The 14,089-nt window shown below is 59.7% G+C and carries 16 protein-coding genes; 10 read left to right on the plus strand and 6 right to left on the minus strand.

What is annotated here, in order from left to right; genetic code table 11:
- Positions 1-19: 19 nt before the first annotated feature.
- The 3 genes from ATI14_RS01345 (at position 20) to ATI14_RS01355 (ending at position 1,881) form a co-directional block, all read left to right on the plus strand.
- A complete protein-coding gene (locus ATI14_RS01345) occupies positions 20-361 on the plus strand; it encodes a type II toxin-antitoxin system RelE/ParE family toxin (RefSeq protein ID WP_031319766.1) in 342 nt (113 codons plus the stop codon).
- Between the two features lie 8 nt (positions 362-369).
- Positions 370-678, plus strand: coding sequence for a helix-turn-helix domain-containing protein (locus tag ATI14_RS01350; RefSeq protein WP_031319764.1), 309 nt, complete (start codon positions 370-372; stop codon positions 676-678).
- A gap of 189 nt (positions 679-867) precedes the next feature.
- Positions 868-1,881, plus strand: coding sequence for a sensor domain-containing diguanylate cyclase (locus ATI14_RS01355; protein ID WP_026082903.1), 1,014 nt, complete (start codon positions 868-870; stop codon positions 1,879-1,881).
- Here ATI14_RS01355 and ATI14_RS01360 read toward each other — a convergent pair whose 3' ends face one another.
- A complete protein-coding gene (locus ATI14_RS01360) occupies positions 1,882-2,910 on the minus strand; it encodes an amino acid ABC transporter substrate-binding protein (RefSeq protein ID WP_016971098.1) in 1,029 nt (342 codons plus the stop codon). It abuts the gene before it with no gap.
- 144 nt (positions 2,911-3,054) lie between these two features.
- Here ATI14_RS01360 and ATI14_RS01365 point away from each other — a divergent pair, with 144 nt between their 5' ends.
- The 5 genes from ATI14_RS01365 (at position 3,055) to ATI14_RS01385 (ending at position 6,817) form a co-directional block, all read left to right on the plus strand.
- Positions 3,055-3,948 (plus strand): LysR substrate-binding domain-containing protein, encoded by an 894-nt coding sequence (locus tag ATI14_RS01365; RefSeq protein ID WP_016971097.1) that lies wholly within the window; start codon positions 3,055-3,057, stop codon positions 3,946-3,948.
- A gap of 89 nt (positions 3,949-4,037) precedes the next feature.
- On the plus strand, positions 4,038-5,288 hold the full coding sequence (locus ATI14_RS01370) for a 2-aminoadipate transaminase (RefSeq protein ID WP_016971096.1): 1,251 nt from the start codon (positions 4,038-4,040) through the stop codon (positions 5,286-5,288).
- A gap of 108 nt (positions 5,289-5,396) precedes the next feature.
- Positions 5,397-5,651 carry a type II toxin-antitoxin system prevent-host-death family antitoxin gene (locus tag ATI14_RS01375; protein ID WP_016971095.1) on the plus strand — a complete coding sequence of 85 codons (255 nt, stop codon included), beginning with the start codon at positions 5,397-5,399 and terminating at the stop codon, positions 5,649-5,651.
- A complete protein-coding gene (locus ATI14_RS01380; RefSeq protein WP_016971094.1) occupies positions 5,648-5,902 on the plus strand; it encodes a Txe/YoeB family addiction module toxin in 255 nt (84 codons plus the stop codon). Before ATI14_RS01375 ends, ATI14_RS01380 begins: the two co-directional genes overlap by 4 nt.
- Before the next feature lie 198 nt (positions 5,903-6,100).
- Positions 6,101-6,817 carry a hypothetical protein gene (locus ATI14_RS01385; RefSeq protein ID WP_016971093.1) on the plus strand — a complete coding sequence of 239 codons (717 nt, stop codon included), beginning with the start codon at positions 6,101-6,103 and terminating at the stop codon, positions 6,815-6,817.
- Between the two features lie 49 nt (positions 6,818-6,866).
- Here ATI14_RS01385 and ATI14_RS01390 read toward each other — a convergent pair whose 3' ends face one another.
- The 4 genes from ATI14_RS01390 to ATI14_RS01405 all read right to left on the minus strand — a co-directional run bounded on the left by ATI14_RS01390 (position 6,867) and on the right by ATI14_RS01405 (position 11,520).
- Positions 6,867-8,066, minus strand: coding sequence for an MFS transporter (locus tag ATI14_RS01390; protein ID WP_177007937.1), 1,200 nt, complete (start codon positions 8,064-8,066; stop codon positions 6,867-6,869).
- 143 nt (positions 8,067-8,209) lie between these two features.
- Positions 8,210-8,908 (minus strand): helix-turn-helix transcriptional regulator, encoded by a 699-nt coding sequence (locus ATI14_RS01395; RefSeq protein WP_016971091.1) that lies wholly within the window; start codon positions 8,906-8,908, stop codon positions 8,210-8,212.
- Between the two features lie 67 nt (positions 8,909-8,975).
- Positions 8,976-10,067 carry a pyoverdine biosynthesis transaminase PtaA gene (ptaA, locus tag ATI14_RS01400; RefSeq protein ID WP_016971090.1) on the minus strand — a complete coding sequence of 364 codons (1,092 nt, stop codon included), beginning with the start codon at positions 10,065-10,067 and terminating at the stop codon, positions 8,976-8,978.
- Between the two features lie 97 nt (positions 10,068-10,164).
- Positions 10,165-11,520 carry a serine hydroxymethyltransferase gene (locus ATI14_RS01405; protein WP_016971089.1) on the minus strand — a complete coding sequence of 452 codons (1,356 nt, stop codon included), beginning with the start codon at positions 11,518-11,520 and terminating at the stop codon, positions 10,165-10,167.
- 241 nt (positions 11,521-11,761) lie between these two features.
- Here ATI14_RS01405 and ATI14_RS01410 point away from each other — a divergent pair, with 241 nt between their 5' ends.
- Positions 11,762-12,367: a helix-turn-helix transcriptional regulator gene (locus tag ATI14_RS01410; protein ID WP_016971088.1), complete on the plus strand. Its 606-nt coding sequence runs from the start codon at positions 11,762-11,764 to the stop codon at positions 12,365-12,367.
- Positions 12,354-13,232 carry a queuosine precursor transporter gene (locus ATI14_RS01415; RefSeq protein ID WP_016971087.1) on the plus strand — a complete coding sequence of 293 codons (879 nt, stop codon included), beginning with the start codon at positions 12,354-12,356 and terminating at the stop codon, positions 13,230-13,232. The genes ATI14_RS01410 and ATI14_RS01415 overlap by 14 nt, the downstream gene beginning before the upstream one ends.
- Before the next feature lie 128 nt (positions 13,233-13,360).
- Here ATI14_RS01415 and queC read toward each other — a convergent pair whose 3' ends face one another.
- A complete protein-coding gene (queC, locus tag ATI14_RS01425) occupies positions 13,361-14,059 on the minus strand; it encodes a 7-cyano-7-deazaguanine synthase QueC (RefSeq protein ID WP_016971086.1) in 699 nt (232 codons plus the stop codon).
- Positions 14,060-14,089: the final 30 nt, after the last annotated feature.

The raw sequence follows: 14,089 nt of genomic DNA on the forward strand, positions 1-14,089 counted from the left end.
CTATTTTGGTGCACTCTCTGTGAACGATCTACCTGTTGTGCTTAGCGTTGTTTTTTACCGAACGCAGGCGGGAAACGAACCCGTGCGGGAATGGCTGATGGAACTGCCCAGGGAAGCCAGGAGATTCATAGGCACCGATATCAAGTCGGTTCAATTCGGTTGGCCGCTGGGAATGCCACTCGTAAGAAAGCTGGAGCCTCGGCTTTGGGAAATTCGGACCGAGTTGGGTGTAAACATCGCACGTGTCGTCTTTACGCTGGTGAATAGCGACAGGGTGTTACTGCACGGTCTCATCAAAAAAAGTCAAAAAACTCCGTTAGTCGACCTGAACACTGCAAGACATAGAAAGAACAAGCTATGAGGCCTCTCATGAACAAACATATCGGCTCCAGCCTCGATGACTTTCTCAGCGAAGAAGGGCTTCTGGAAGAAGTGACTGCCGCCGCGTTGAAGCGCGTTATCGCATGGCAATTGGCAGAAGTGATGAAAGCGCAAAAAGTCAGTAAGAAAGCGTTGGCAGAGCGCATGCACACCAGTCGCACAGCAGTGGATAGAGCGCTGGATCAAAACGACGCAGGCATGACGTTGGCCACTCTTGCAAGCGCGGCCAGGGCATTGGGTCAACGGGTAGAAGTGCGCCTTGTGCCTGATAGTGATGCAAGACTCTCGGTGATTTAGTGCATCGAGGGCGTTGATCGCGACGACCTTGCGCCATCGAACAACGGATCAGTTCACCGGTCCCCCACTAAAGCAGTACATCCACCCTATTCAAACCCCGCCGCCCCCGTTGTACAGTAGCGTCAGCCACGGAGTCTGGGCGTCAATGAAGACCGGTCTCAAAGCCGGCGCACGCAGGGAAGCAAGAGGATGGACGATACATCTGATAACAACCCATTGAGGAATGACTTCTCCGACCTCAATTCCGACATGCTCCACGCCGTCATGGAGCTGGTGAGCGACGGTATCTGGGACTGGAACGCCAACACCGGCTTTGTGTATCGCAACCCCGGCTGGTACGAAATGCTCGGCTATCCCCGCCACTCCCTCGATAACAATGTGCACACCTGGGAAAGCGTGATTCACCCCGAGGACTACCCTCATGTCATGCGGGTATTTGATGATTACATCAGCCAGCGCGCGCCCCACTACCGAACCGAATACCGCTGTCGCAAAGAAGATGGCACCTACCTGTGGATCGAAGACCGTGGCTACGTGATTGCGCGTAACCCCGACGGTTCGGTGGCTCGCATGGTCGGTGCCCACCGTGATATTCACTTGCGCAAAAGCTCCATCGAACAGCTTGAACAGCGCAACCAATCCCTTGAAGCACTGGTGGCCGAACGCACGCGCGAGCTGTCTCGGGTCAACCAGCAACTGCAAGCACAACTCGATGAAAACCGTTCCCTGGCCGAGCGCGACCCCCTGACCCTTGTCGCCAACCGCTATCGTCTGGAAAAAGTGCTGTTGGCAGAATGTGACCGCGCCGAACGTTTCCGGATACCGGTGGCGCTGGTCGCCATGGACATCGACGACTTCAAGCCGATCAATGACAAGCATGGCCACGCCGTGGGTGATCAAACCCTGATCAGCGTAGTGAAAAGACTCGAAGGCTGCATGCGCCCGGGTGACTTGCTGGCGCGCTGGGGCGGCGACGAATTCATGGTGGTGCTGCCCGACAGCAGCCTGGACGAGGCGAAAACCGTTGCAGAGCGTATTCGCCAACACCTCTCACAGATGCCCGCCGTGGGTGACTTCAACGTCACCCTGAGCCTGGGTGTGGCACAGTTGCGCAGCGGTGAACCCCCTGCCGCCTTGATGGCACGCGCCGATCAGGCGCTGTACCGCGCCAAGGCGGCAGGAAAGGACACCGTGTCGGAGTGATCAGCGCACCGGTGGCGCGTACTGGATGCCGCCATTGCTCCACAACGCATTGAGCCCGCGCTTGATCTTCAGCACGCTGCCCTGGCCGATATTGCGCTCGAACACCTCGTCATAGTTGCCCACTTGCTTGACGATCTGCACCACCCAATCCTTGCGCAACTTCAAATCCTTGCCGTACTCGCCATCGGCGCCCAACAACCGCGCAATGTCGGGATTTTTGGTGGTTTTGGCCTGCTCTTCGACGTTCGTGGAATTGATGCCCATTTCCTCGGCATTGAGCATGGCAAACAGCGTCCATTTGACGATGCTGAACCACTCGTCATCGCCTTTGCGCACCAGCGGCCCCAGCGGTTCCTTGGAAATCACTTCCGGCAACACCACGAACTCATCGGGGTGGGCCATTTTGATGCGTTGCGCGTAGAGGCCGGACTGGTCGGTGGTCAGCACGTCGCAACGTCCGGACTCCAGGCCCTTGGCGCTTTCGTCAGCGGTGTCGAAGGTGATCGGCGTGTATTTCATGCCGTGGGTGCGGAAATAGTCCGACACATTGAGCTCGGTGGTCGTACCGGCCTGCAGGCATACGGTGGCGCCGTCCAGCTGTTTGGCGGCGGTGACGCCCAGCTTGTTGTTCACCAGAAAACCGATGCCGTCGTAGTAGGTCACGCCGGTGAACACCAGGCCCATGCCGGCGTCGCGCGAACTGGTCCAGGTGGTGTTGCGCGAGATCACATCGACCTCGCCCGACTGCAGCGCCGTGAAACGCTCCTTGGCGGTCAGCTGGCTGAATTTTACTTTGGAGGCATCGCCGAACACCGCCGCGGCCACGGCGTGGCACACGTCCACATCGATGCCGGTCATCTTGCCGGTGCTGTCCGGCACACCGAAGCCGGGCAGGCCGTCACTGACGCCACACTGGATAAAGCCTTTCTTCTGGATTGCATCCAGGGTCGCACCGGCGTGGGCACTGGCCGCCAGGCCCAGGGATGCGGCTGCAATAATCGCGGCCAAAGTGGTCTTGAGGTTTTTCATGCGAGGCACTCCCTGTCATTCCTTATTATTCGGCGCCGCACAGCCCGCGCCGGTTTATAGTGTTGCCGGGCAGTATCGACGGCTTTACCCACCTGCCACAAACGACCTTTAGGCAAAGGCTCCTTCCTGTTTGGAATGAACTGCATGATTTCAAAACGTTTGACCCCTTCGATGACCGCCTTGCAGTGCTTCGAAGCCGCCGCCCGCCATCTGAGCTTCACCCGCGCCGCCGAAGAGCTGCACTTGACCCAGAGCGCCGTGAGCAAACAGGTGGCGCAGCTCGAAGAAATGCTCTGTCACAACCTGTTCGAGCGGGTGCGTCAGCGTTTGTACCTGTCCCCCGCGGGTGCGTTGTACCTGGACGAAGTGCGCAAAATTCTCAACCAGGTCGACATTTCCAGCCGTTACATCCTCACCTACGGCGGCGAAACCGAAGTGCTGCGCATCGCCACCCAACCCACTTTCGGCGACCGCTGGCTGGTGCCCAAGCTCAAGGATTTCGCGGCCCGCCACCCGAATATCCACCTGGACGTGCGCAACGAACTGGAACCCTTCGACGTGCTGCAGGCCAAGGCCGATATCGCGTTTTTTTTCGGCCAGGGTTCGTGGCCGGGGGCGACGTGCATCGAACTGTTTCGCGAAGCCGTAGTGCCGGTATGCGCGCCGGGGTTTGTCGCCGAGGGCAGTGATGCTTCTTCACGCCACACCTTGTTGCAATGCACCTCGCGCCCGGAGGCCTGGCACGAATGGTTCCTGGAGCAGGGCCTGCATTCGCAGAACAGCTACCACGGCCCGCGCTTCGACACGTTCTACATGTGCATTCGCGCCGCGCAGTCGGGCTATGGCGTGGCATTGGTGCCGCAGTATCTGGTGGCCGAAGAATTGGCCAGCGGCAGCCTGACCATCCCGTGGAACTACGCAATGCCCAGCGCCGGCGCGCACTTTATCGCCCACGCCGAACACGCCGGCGACATCCCGAAAGTCAAAGCCTTCCTGAACTGGATGGTGAGCTACATCAAGGCACATCCCGACTTTTAATAATGACCCGGCGACTTTATTTCGTTTGCGGCCCTACCCGCGGCGCAGCTTAGATAAAAAGACGCCCGTCATTGCCGAGTCCGAGATTCATGAGCCGCGAAACCATCAGCCAGTCGATTTCCATCGTTCACCCCATCAGCCTCAGCCACGGCAGCAATGCCGAGGTCTGGGACACCACGGGCAAACGCTATATCGATTTCGTCGGCGGCATCGGCGTGCTCAACCTGGGTCATTGCCACCCCGGCGTGGTGAAGGCGATTCAGGAGCAAGCGACGAAACTGACTCACTACGCGTTCAACGCCGTGCCTCACGCGCCTTACATCGAATTGATGGAGCGTCTGACTGACTTCATTCCGGTGGACTACGCCGTCAGCGGCATGCTCACCAACAGCGGCGCGGAGGCGGCGGAAAACGCCTTGAAGATCGTGCGCGGCGCCACCGGCCGTACCGCCGTGATCGCCTTCGACGGCGCCTTCCACGGGCGCACCCTGGCCACCCTCAACCTCAACGGCAAGGTGGCGCCCTACAAGCAAAAGGTCGGCGTACTACCCGGCCCGGTGTATCACCTGCCCTACCCCAGCGCCGATAACGGCGTAACCTGCGCTGAAGCACTCAAGGCGATGGAGCGCCTGTTCAGCGTAGAAATCGACGTCGAAGATGTAGCCTGTTTCATCATCGAACCGGTGCAGGGCGAAGGCGGCTTTCTGGCGCTGGATAGTGAATTTGCCCAAGCCCTGCGGCGCTTTTGCGACGAGAAAAACATTGTGCTGATCGCCGATGAAATCCAGTCCGGCTTCGGCCGTACCGGCCAACGCTTTGCCTTCTCGCGCCTGGGCATCGAGCCGGACCTGATCCTGCTCGGCAAAAGCATCGCCGGCGGCGTGCCATTGGGCGCGGTGGTCGGACGCAAAACCCTGCTCGACAACCTGCCCAAAGGCGGCCTGGGCGGCACCTATTCCGGCAACCCGATTGCCTGCGCGGCGGCCCTGGCCACGCTGGACGCCATGACCGACGAGCACCTGAGCACCTGGGGTGCGCAACAGGAAGAAGCTATCGTCAGCCGTTATCAGGCCTGGCGTGCACAAGGTTTGTCGCCGTACCTGGGGCGGCTGACCGGCGTCGGCGCCATGCGTGGTATCGAACTGGCCAATGCCGATGGCACGCCCGCACCCAAACAACTCACCCAATTACTGAGCCTGGCGCGCGAGGCCGGCTTGCTGCTGATGCCCAGCGGCAAGTCGCGGCACATCATCCGCCTGCTGGCACCGCTGACCATTGAGCCTGCAGTGTTGGAGGAAGGGCTGGATATTCTTGAGTCGTGCTTGCGGCAGCTTGAATAGTGATCCGTATCCGTCGTGGTTAATGCCACTCAGCGACCGTTCATAAGCTGCGCCTTGAAGATATGTACGTATTTCTGTACGTTTCAACCACTACACGAGGACAGCAGCATGGAAACCATCAACTACACCAACGCACGCGCTCATCTGGCTGAAACGATGGACCGCGTCAACGAAGATCGCATCCCACTGTTACTTACGCGCCAAAAAGGTGAGCCCGTGGTGATGATCTCATTATCAGAATTCAACGCTCTTGAAGAGACAGCCTACCTGCTGCGCTCACCTAAAAATGCCGAACGCCTGATCAACTCCGTCAATAGCTTGCGGGCCGGCAAAGCCAAACCCAGGGGGCTGATTGAGGAATGAAAATACTCTTTACCCCTGAAGGCTGGGACGACTATCTCTGGTTTCAACAGAATGACAAGACAGGGTTAAAGCGTATAAACCTGCTGATCAAAGCCATCCAGAGAGACCCTTTTGAAGGCGTTGGGAAACCGGAACCGCTCAAGCACAACCTGAGCGGTTTCTGGTCACGGCGTATCACCGCAGAACATCGCCTCGTTTATGGCATCGAGGACGATGAAGTACAGATCCTGATGTGTCGCTATCACTACTGACCCGACACCCTACCCGGCAATCAACGACACATTTGCGCCAGGCAATGCGCCCGCTGCTGTTTGAGCACGCCCGACATGCTGATCGCAGTAGGCGGCGTTTCGGGATAACGGCATTGTGCTGCCTTGACCTGACACCCCTCCCCCCTGAAAATGCGCGACGCTTTTTTGTCTCCCGTTTACTGAAGTAGTGAAATTTCAATGTCCGATTCTTACACCGAAACATCCCTCGAAGAATCCGTGGTCGCCTTGCAATCCAAGGCTGAATACGAAAACGCCATCAATCTTTCACAGCATGTGCCAGCGGCCAAGATTATCAGCGAGATGGTGCTGGACGCCTTCCACACCTCCAAGGAAAGCGACCAGATCCGTGAGCTGCGCGTGGCCATCCGCCAGGCCCACGACGCCTTTGACGACGACAAGGCTTACGACTTGATGGGCCAGCTCAAGCAATTGAAGGATGCCGAAGCGGCCGACAACGCGGCCCTGGAAAACCTCAGCAGCCAGTTTTCGATCAGCCGCATCCTGTCCAGCTTCAAGGACGACCCCGAGTTTCAGGAACTGGTCTACGGCCTGGCCCTCAAGGTGCTGAACCAGAGCCATCAGGCCATCAGCAACCCAAGCGCCGGCAAAGGCAAGGCCTCGCGCCCTAAGAAAGAAGCCGAAGTGTTTGTGATCAGCAAGGATGGCATCAGCGTCACCCTGCCGCTGCGCACGCCGCGCTCCAGGCTGAACGTTGACCGCGAGGCGCTGGAGTTCCTCGGCTTCACCTTCGTGGGCGAAGGCAGCGAAGCCGAGCTGGAAAGCGAAACCTTCGTCGACAACAGCGGCGTCGAGCAGGCGGTATCGCGCAAGAGCATCGTCACCGCCCTGCAACAGCAGAGCGCGTTTGACGGCTACACCATCGCAGCGCAGTAAGCGCCCCGGCGATCACGGCGCGCACGCAGTGCGGCGCGCCCTGTAGCCTTTACGCCTCTCTGTTCCATAACACCGCCGAGCTTTTCATCACCCCAACGGCGATGGCGAACACCAGCAACACACACCCCGCCAGCCACCACGGCGACGGCAACGCAGGCCGGGACATCAACATGAACGCCAGCGATGGCGCGAGCATCACGCCGATATTCACACCCGCCGAGTAATAACCCAGGTTGCGGTCCACCGTGGCGCGGCTGGAAATGCTGCTGACGTAGTGGGTGATGCCCGGGAAAATAATCATCTCACCCAGGCTCCACAACACCGTGGCCAGCATCAACAACGCCCCCACCTCACCGAATCCCATCAGGAAGAATCCCACACCGGCCAACAGGAAGCCGGCGACCAGCGAGCGGCTGCTCGACAGGTGGGCCATGCGCAGGTTGATCGGCACCTCGAACAGGATCACCAGCGCCGCGTTGATGAAAAACAACACGCCCACGTAATACGCCGGCAGCTCGGTGTAGTTGATGATGTAGGCCGACAGAATGGTCGGTGGCAACGCGTACGCCACGTGCACCGGCAAGGCCGCCAGCAGGATCACCAGCAGCCGCGAACGCTCGTGGGGCGCGATATCCGGCAAGCCGGCGCCTTGGCTGGCAGCGGGCACGTCTTGTGTCTGTGCCGATGAGCGCTCGCATCCCAGGCACGCGCCGAAGGCCAGCAGCGACAGTGCCGCATTGATGTAGAACACCGCATCGGCATGATGCAGGAACACCAGGCTGCCCAGCAGCGGCCCGATGGCCATGCCGATATTGATCGCCAGCCGGTTGCAGGAAAACGCCACTTTGCGCGTTTCCAGCGTGCTGTTCGCCACCGTCTCGGAAAACGTCGCCGGAGTAAACGCTTCGTAGCAGGCGCCCCACAAGAACGACAACACGAAGAGCACCGCAACCTCGTCCACCGAAGGGATGAGCAGCAACAGCAAAGCGTTGAACAGCAGGGAACCGAGAATGACGCGGTTGGCCGTGAACCGCTTGATCACCGCGCCGATAATCAGGTCCGTACACAACGCACCCGCGCCATACACGCCCACCAGCAAGCCGGCGGTGCCCGGTGAGATGGCGTGCTGATGAATCAGATAGGCCGCGTAAAAAGGAAACGCCAGCGTGCCCATGCGGAACACCAGCGTGATCATGAACAGCGATCGCAGCCGGGCATTCAGGCTGCGCAATGCGTGGAAAGTGCCCATCAGCGGGGCACACGGTAGCGGTGATGTGTCATGGGGAATCCCTTCGCAATGGCGGCGCCGGCGTCTGCGGCGTCGAGCCCGATAGCTGCGCAACCTAAAGCAGCACCGCCGCGCCAACAAGCTGCCCGAAAGGACAGGTAGCCCTATGACGGGTGGCGGATATAGCCCAGTTGCAAGGCCTTGCGAATCGCCGACTTACCGTTGCTGACCTCCAGCTTGGCGAAGATGTTTTTCATGTGAAACTTCACCGTGTGCGAGGTCATGGCGGTTAACTGCGCCACTTCGTTGTAGGTTTTGCCCAGGCTGGCCCAGGACAACACTTCGGTTTCCCGCGGCGTCAAAACGCTCGGCGATTCGACGGCCGCGCGGGTCTCCAGGGCCTCGTCATACACCGACACCAGCAGCATCTGCAGCTCGCTCTGATGGGCCAGCACCGTCTGGCGAAACTGTTCCTCGTCGCCGAAGCTGCACAGGTTGAGTACCGAATAAAACCCCTGGTTGCCATGCACGATGAAACTCGCCCCCTCGCCCACCGGCTTGCACGGGCCCGGCACCGGCGCGGCCTCGTCGGCCAGCAGGTTTTCGTCACTCCAGAAAAACGGCTTGATGCGCTTGCGGGTCAGCGACACCAGCTCGCCGCGCCGGTAGAAATCATCGGCCGTGTCGGACGGTTCCAGGGCCTCGGGGTAGTTGGAAATGATCTCGGCTTGATCCAGTGTCGGCCCGCACTGGTAAACCTCGAAATGCCCCAGCCCGCGGCGGCTCAGCTCGGTATCGAGGAGTGTGTGCACCTCGTCGGGCAACAGGGAGGTGTTGGTGTCGGGTGGGCCCTTGCGGCGCATGGGTATCGTCCTTGATGCGTGATCAGACGCGAGAATGAAGCATGCCCGGCCGGGCTGTCCAGAGCGTTCAAACGTTCACCACCTGAGCGGCGAACACCTCGCGAAAGCGCGCCATCTCCTGCCGGCTGCCCACCGTCACCCGCACCCACTGCGGCCATTCTTTCCAGACCCGCCCGACCATCACATTGTGCGCCGCCAGTTGCTCAACAACCTGCTCGGCAGGCTGCTTCACATCGATCATGAAACAATTGCTCTGTGACGTCGTGCAGGTAAACCCGCGGCGTTTGAGCCACGCCAGCGTTTCCGTGCGCACCTGTGTGTTGAGTGCCTTGCGCTGTGGCAAAAGATTGAGGTCTTCCAGGCTCGCCCTCGCGCCAAGCAACGTTGAGGCCGCGGGCACATTGTCGCCGCCAAATTCGGCGAGGCGTTCCAGCAACGCCGGGTGACCGATCGCCAGGCCCAGTCGGGCGCCGGCCATGCCGTAGATTTTTGAAAAGGTGCGCAGCACGAGCAGGTCGTCGTGATCCTTGATCCAACTCACGCAGCTCGGGCTGTCGGCGAAATCGATATAGGCTTCATCCACCACCAGCACACAGCCTTCCGGCTTGTTCGCCAGCGCGTGGCGGATCGCCTCGGTTGGCGTCAGGGTGCCGGTCGGATTATTGGGGTTGCACAGGTAGAGCATGCCCGCCTGAGGGTCAGCGGCGAGCATTGCAGAAACGTCATGGGCGTGCCGGGTATCCAGGTTCACTTCATGCACCCTGGCGCGGTGAGACTCGGCCGCCTGGCGCGGCACCTCGTAGGAGGGCGTGGCCATGACCAGGCTACGCGACGCGTTGGTGAATGCCAGCACCGCGTAGCGCAATGCCGCCATGGAGCCGGCAAACACGGCCACTTGCTCTTCGTGGATACCTTGCTGTGCGGCAAACAAGGCGGCCAACGCGTACATGTCCGGATAGGGGTAACGACCAGACCGCGCAATGCCTCGCTGCATCGCCTCACGAGCGGCCTTTGAGGGGCCGTAGGGGCTTTCGTTGTAGTTGAGCAACACCGGGTCAGATGCGTTCGACTGCGGGCTGGCAGACGCCCAATCGAGGTGCCCCAGCACGGGAAGCGCAGCGCCGAGGGCGAGGATCGAACGACGACTGACGCTGACCATGGTGACAACTCCTGGCAGGCGGGAAATGAATTCGCACGGTTCGTACACAGAAGTATGACGAGGCAAGCCCCGGCATATTTAACCGCGTGCCCGAGCGTCAGCCCTCCAGATAGTCAGCAAAAGGGTAGCGCGCGCACAGGTCTTCCACCTCGGCCCGCAGTTGCTCGCGCACCGCAGGTTCCAGGTGGTAATCCTGCTCGCCCAGCGGCGTCACGCTGTCGAGCACCAGGCACACCAGCTCGACCACCTGGCGGCAGTCGTCGCGATCGAGCATGCGCTGGGCCATGGACCCGCTGCCCATGCACAAGCCACTGGCGACCGCCGTCGGGCGCATTTCTCCCGGCACACAGTGCCTGTTCACCATGATGCCGCAGCTTGCGAGCGCTGATTCGGCGATGGCACCGGTCATGGCGCCCTGCAGGCGAATCAACACCGTGTGATTGTCGCTGCACCCGCCCACCACCGCATAACCCTGGGTTTGAAACCCGTCAGCCAATTCATCAGCCAGTGCACGAACCCGCCCCATGCTGGCATCGAAGCCGGCTGATTTCGCGTAGCCCAGCGCCGCCGCCTTGGCCGCGATCACGTTCATCGCCGGCGCGCCCTGCATGCGCGGGAATACGGCTTGATCGAGGACGCGGCTGAAGGTCGAGCGCAGGCCGGGCACTTTGGTGTCGGCGTCGCGTCCGGAGAGAATCAACCCGCCACGGGGCCCGCCCAATTGCTTGTGGGTGCAAGTAACGGTGACGTGGGCAGCATTGATCGGGTTCGGGTGCCGACCCGTCGCGACCAACCCGGCGATGTGGGAAATATCCGCGAGCAGGATGGCGCCCGCCTCATCGGCAATTGCGCGAAACCGCTCGAAATCCACCACCCGCGAATAGGCCGATGCGCCGCACAGAATGATGCGCGGTCGATGGGCCAGCGCCAGGCTTCGCACCTGCTCATAATCGATCAGGCCTTCTGGCGTGGTGCCGTAGCGCAGGGCTTTGTAATAGGCGCCGGTGAACACCGCCGGGCTGCCGAGGGCGAGGTCGCCGCCGTGGTCGTGGGCCATGCCGAGCAAGGTGTCGCCGGGCTCAAGCAGCGCCGAAAGCACTTGGGCGATTGCGCTGGAGGCCGAGTGTGATTGCACGCTGGCGTAGTGCGCGTCGAACAGCTCCCGCGCGCGACGAATGGCCAGGGCTTCGACCCGGTCAACGTTCTCGCAGCCGGGGCTGTGGCGTTTGCCTGGCATGCCTTCGACCGTCACATTGACCAAGGCCGACGCGCAGGCGACCAACGTCCCCGGTTTGACGGCACTGGAAGAAGCAATCAGGGAGAGCGTGCGGTGCTGCCGCGCGACTTCGGCGTCCAGCAGGCTGGCGAGCTCAGCGTCTTCGGCGTGCAGATCGGCGATGCCACGACGCAACAGGCCGGCCTGATCGTTAAGTGGTGCGGTGTTGACTGCCATCGGTGCGGTTCCCCTCCTTGGTGTTGCGGGCCGATTCGTCCTGAACCGGGCTGATCAATTAAACAGTAAATTAAACATTTTCCAAATGAAATGTTCATTTTTGCGATTCCCCGCCCCTGCCGAAGCCGCATCGCAGAGCATCCAGGCCTTTATTCTTGTGGCCGACGCGTGCAACACTCCCGCCGCCGTGACGCCTGACGGTGTGAATGGACGTTTATAACTAAAGGGAAGTGGTGAGTACGTGATACACAAACGGGAAAAAACCGAGCACTTGAAGAGCAACATCAAGTACTTGATCAAAAGCCGTGGCGAAACGCAGCTGTCGTTGAGCAGCGCTGCCGGCCTGACCAGGACCACCATCTACAACATCCTGGAAGGCAAGGTCGTGAACGTACAGCAGTCGACCATCCGCAAAATTTCCGATTTCTTTGGCATCTCTTACGATGAAATCGAGACGGTGGATTTTGAAGCCAAGGAAACCATTGAGAGCAGCGTGTCGCCCCAGGGCAACATGAACCCGGCGGCGGTGCCGATTCTCAAGGAAAGCCTGGTGCTCCAGAACCTCGACAAGCGCATTGGCGAACTGGCCACGCTGTACCCCCTGACCTACTACTTCGGTACGTCCCACAACCTGATCGGCGTGCGCCTTGAGCGCGCCATTCCCGGCGCCAACGAGCCCGGCGATTTGCTCATCGTGCAAAAAGGCGTGTCGAGCCCCGGCAAGGAAAAGCTGGTGTACGACCGGGCAACCAAAAAGATGTTCATCACCCTCGAACCCTGCGCCAGCTCAGAACGCTTGTGTGTGGTCGGCGACATCATCGAGGAGCGCTTCAATGACCACGTATGAAGCGGGCCTGGAAAACAGCAAATACAAACTGCTGGGCTTTGAGAATGAAAAAAGCCTGGCGGTGATCATGGTGATTGCCACCGGCAAGGTCATCAAGATCAAGCTGAGCGAAGTGATCAACAGCGAAATCATGGACAACCTCAACAAAATGGAAGTGAAGAGCATGTACAAGAAGTTTTATTCGCAGGGCGGTTCGCTCACGGCCTACGACATAAACGATCGCAACGAAAACTCCTGGATGATCTACATCATCCTGAACCTGTTGCTGTTCACGTTTTATATCTTCACCAGTATTGCCGCGACCAAGCCGATTTATCTTGAGTCGATGGGCATCATCGTCACGCCGGGCACCTTTCTTTACCCGCTGACCTTTTTGATTGTGGACCTGCTCAACGAGCAGTTCGGCCTGCGCCTGGCCAGAAGGGCCATTCTGTTTGCGTTTGCCAGCAACGCGATGATCATCATCCTGCTCTACGGCTCGACCTTCCTGCCGGGGCTGCCGGGCTGGAAACTCGATGGGCCTTACAACGACGTGATCATTCAAGTGTCGTCGGTACTGGTGGCGTCTTCGGTGTCGTTTTTGGTGTCCGAGAACATCAACTCGTACTTGCTGTGCAAGATCAAAGAGCTGACCAATTCCAAATACCTGTACCTGCGTATTTTCCTCAGCACGTTCTTCGCGGTGATTATCGACAGCTTCCTGTTCTGCTTTATCGCCTTCTACGGCGCCATGCAGACCAGCGATATCCTGAGCATGATCTATGTGCAGATCGCGATCAAAGTCGGCTTTGCGTTCTTCAACATCCTGCCCGCCTATGGCGCGCGCGCGTTGTTCAAGCGCTGGATCAGCGGTACTGCTGCCTGATGTGATTCGCGCTAAATGTGGGAGCTGGCTTGCCTGCGATACAGACACCTCGGTGTTTCAGATTTACCGGGGTGATGCTATCGCAGGCAAGCCAGCTCCCACTTTTGATCGAGTACGGCCCTTACACGCTAGCTCAGCTGCAACTTCTGCTTCAGGCTTTGCATCACTGCCGCCTTGTCTTGCAAATACTCATTCAAACCCCGTGCACGCAGGTTGCACGCGTCGCAGTTGCCGCAGCCGGTGCCGAGGATGCCGTTGTAGCAAGTCAGGGTCTGTTCGCGCACCAGGTCCAGCTTGCCGTGGTAGTCGGCCAGTGCCCAGGTCTCGGCCTTGTTCAGCCACATCAGCGGGGTATCCAGGCGCAGCGTGTATTCCATGCCCAGTTCCAGCGCCTTGTTCAGGGCTTTGACGAATTCGTCGCGGCAGTCGGGGTAGCCCGAGAAGTCGGTTTCGCACACGCCGGTAATCACGGTTTCGGCCTTCACCTGGTAGGCATAGATCGATGCCAGCGTGAGAAACAGGATATTGCGCCCCGGCACGAAGGTGCTCGGCAGGCTGCCGCCCGAACTGTCCACGGTCGGCACGGGGATGTTGTCGCGGGTCAGGCTGCTGATGGCCAGTTCGTTGAGCAGGGACACGTCCATGACTTTGTGGACGGTGGCGCCCAACTGCCTGGCGAGCTTCTGCGCGACTTCGATTTCCGCCACATGGCGCTGGCCATAGTCGAAGGTGATGCAGTGCACTTCGTCATACAACGGCAGTGCCTGGATCAGGCAAGTTGTCGAGTCTTGCCCGCCACTGAACACCATCACGGCTTTTTTGGTCATTGCGTTGCTTCCTGCAGGTTGAAAAAAGTG

Origin of the sequence: Pseudomonas tolaasii NCPPB 2192, assembly GCF_002813445.1 — a bacterium.
Taxonomy (GTDB): domain Bacteria; phylum Pseudomonadota; class Gammaproteobacteria; order Pseudomonadales; family Pseudomonadaceae; genus Aquipseudomonas; species Aquipseudomonas tolaasii.

Coding starts and splice junctions, on each gene's coding strand:
- ATI14_RS01350 (WP_031319764.1), top strand. CDS start 370: ATGAACAAACATATCGGCTCCAGCCTCGATGACTTTCTCAGCGAAGAA.
- ATI14_RS01355 (WP_026082903.1), top strand. CDS start 868: ATGGACGATACATCTGATAACAACCCATTGAGGAATGACTTCTCCGAC.
- ATI14_RS01360 (WP_016971098.1), bottom strand. CDS start 2,910: ATGAAAAACCTCAAGACCACTTTGGCCGCGATTATTGCAGCCGCATCC.
- ATI14_RS01365 (WP_016971097.1), top strand. CDS start 3,055: ATGATTTCAAAACGTTTGACCCCTTCGATGACCGCCTTGCAGTGCTTC.
- ATI14_RS01370 (WP_016971096.1), top strand. CDS start 4,038: ATGAGCCGCGAAACCATCAGCCAGTCGATTTCCATCGTTCACCCCATC.
- ATI14_RS01375 (WP_016971095.1), top strand. CDS start 5,397: ATGGAAACCATCAACTACACCAACGCACGCGCTCATCTGGCTGAAACG.
- ATI14_RS01380 (WP_016971094.1), top strand. CDS start 5,648: ATGAAAATACTCTTTACCCCTGAAGGCTGGGACGACTATCTCTGGTTT.
- ATI14_RS01385 (WP_016971093.1), top strand. CDS start 6,101: ATGTCCGATTCTTACACCGAAACATCCCTCGAAGAATCCGTGGTCGCC.
- ATI14_RS01390 (WP_177007937.1), bottom strand. CDS start 8,066: ATGGGCACTTTCCACGCATTGCGCAGCCTGAATGCCCGGCTGCGATCG.
- ATI14_RS01395 (WP_016971091.1), bottom strand. CDS start 8,908: ATGCGCCGCAAGGGCCCACCCGACACCAACACCTCCCTGTTGCCCGAC.
- ptaA (WP_016971090.1), bottom strand. CDS start 10,067: ATGGTCAGCGTCAGTCGTCGTTCGATCCTCGCCCTCGGCGCTGCGCTT.
- ATI14_RS01405 (WP_016971089.1), bottom strand. CDS start 11,520: ATGGCAGTCAACACCGCACCACTTAACGATCAGGCCGGCCTGTTGCGT.
- ATI14_RS01415 (WP_016971087.1), top strand. CDS start 12,354: ATGACCACGTATGAAGCGGGCCTGGAAAACAGCAAATACAAACTGCTG.
- queC (WP_016971086.1), bottom strand. CDS start 14,059: ATGACCAAAAAAGCCGTGATGGTGTTCAGTGGCGGGCAAGACTCGACA.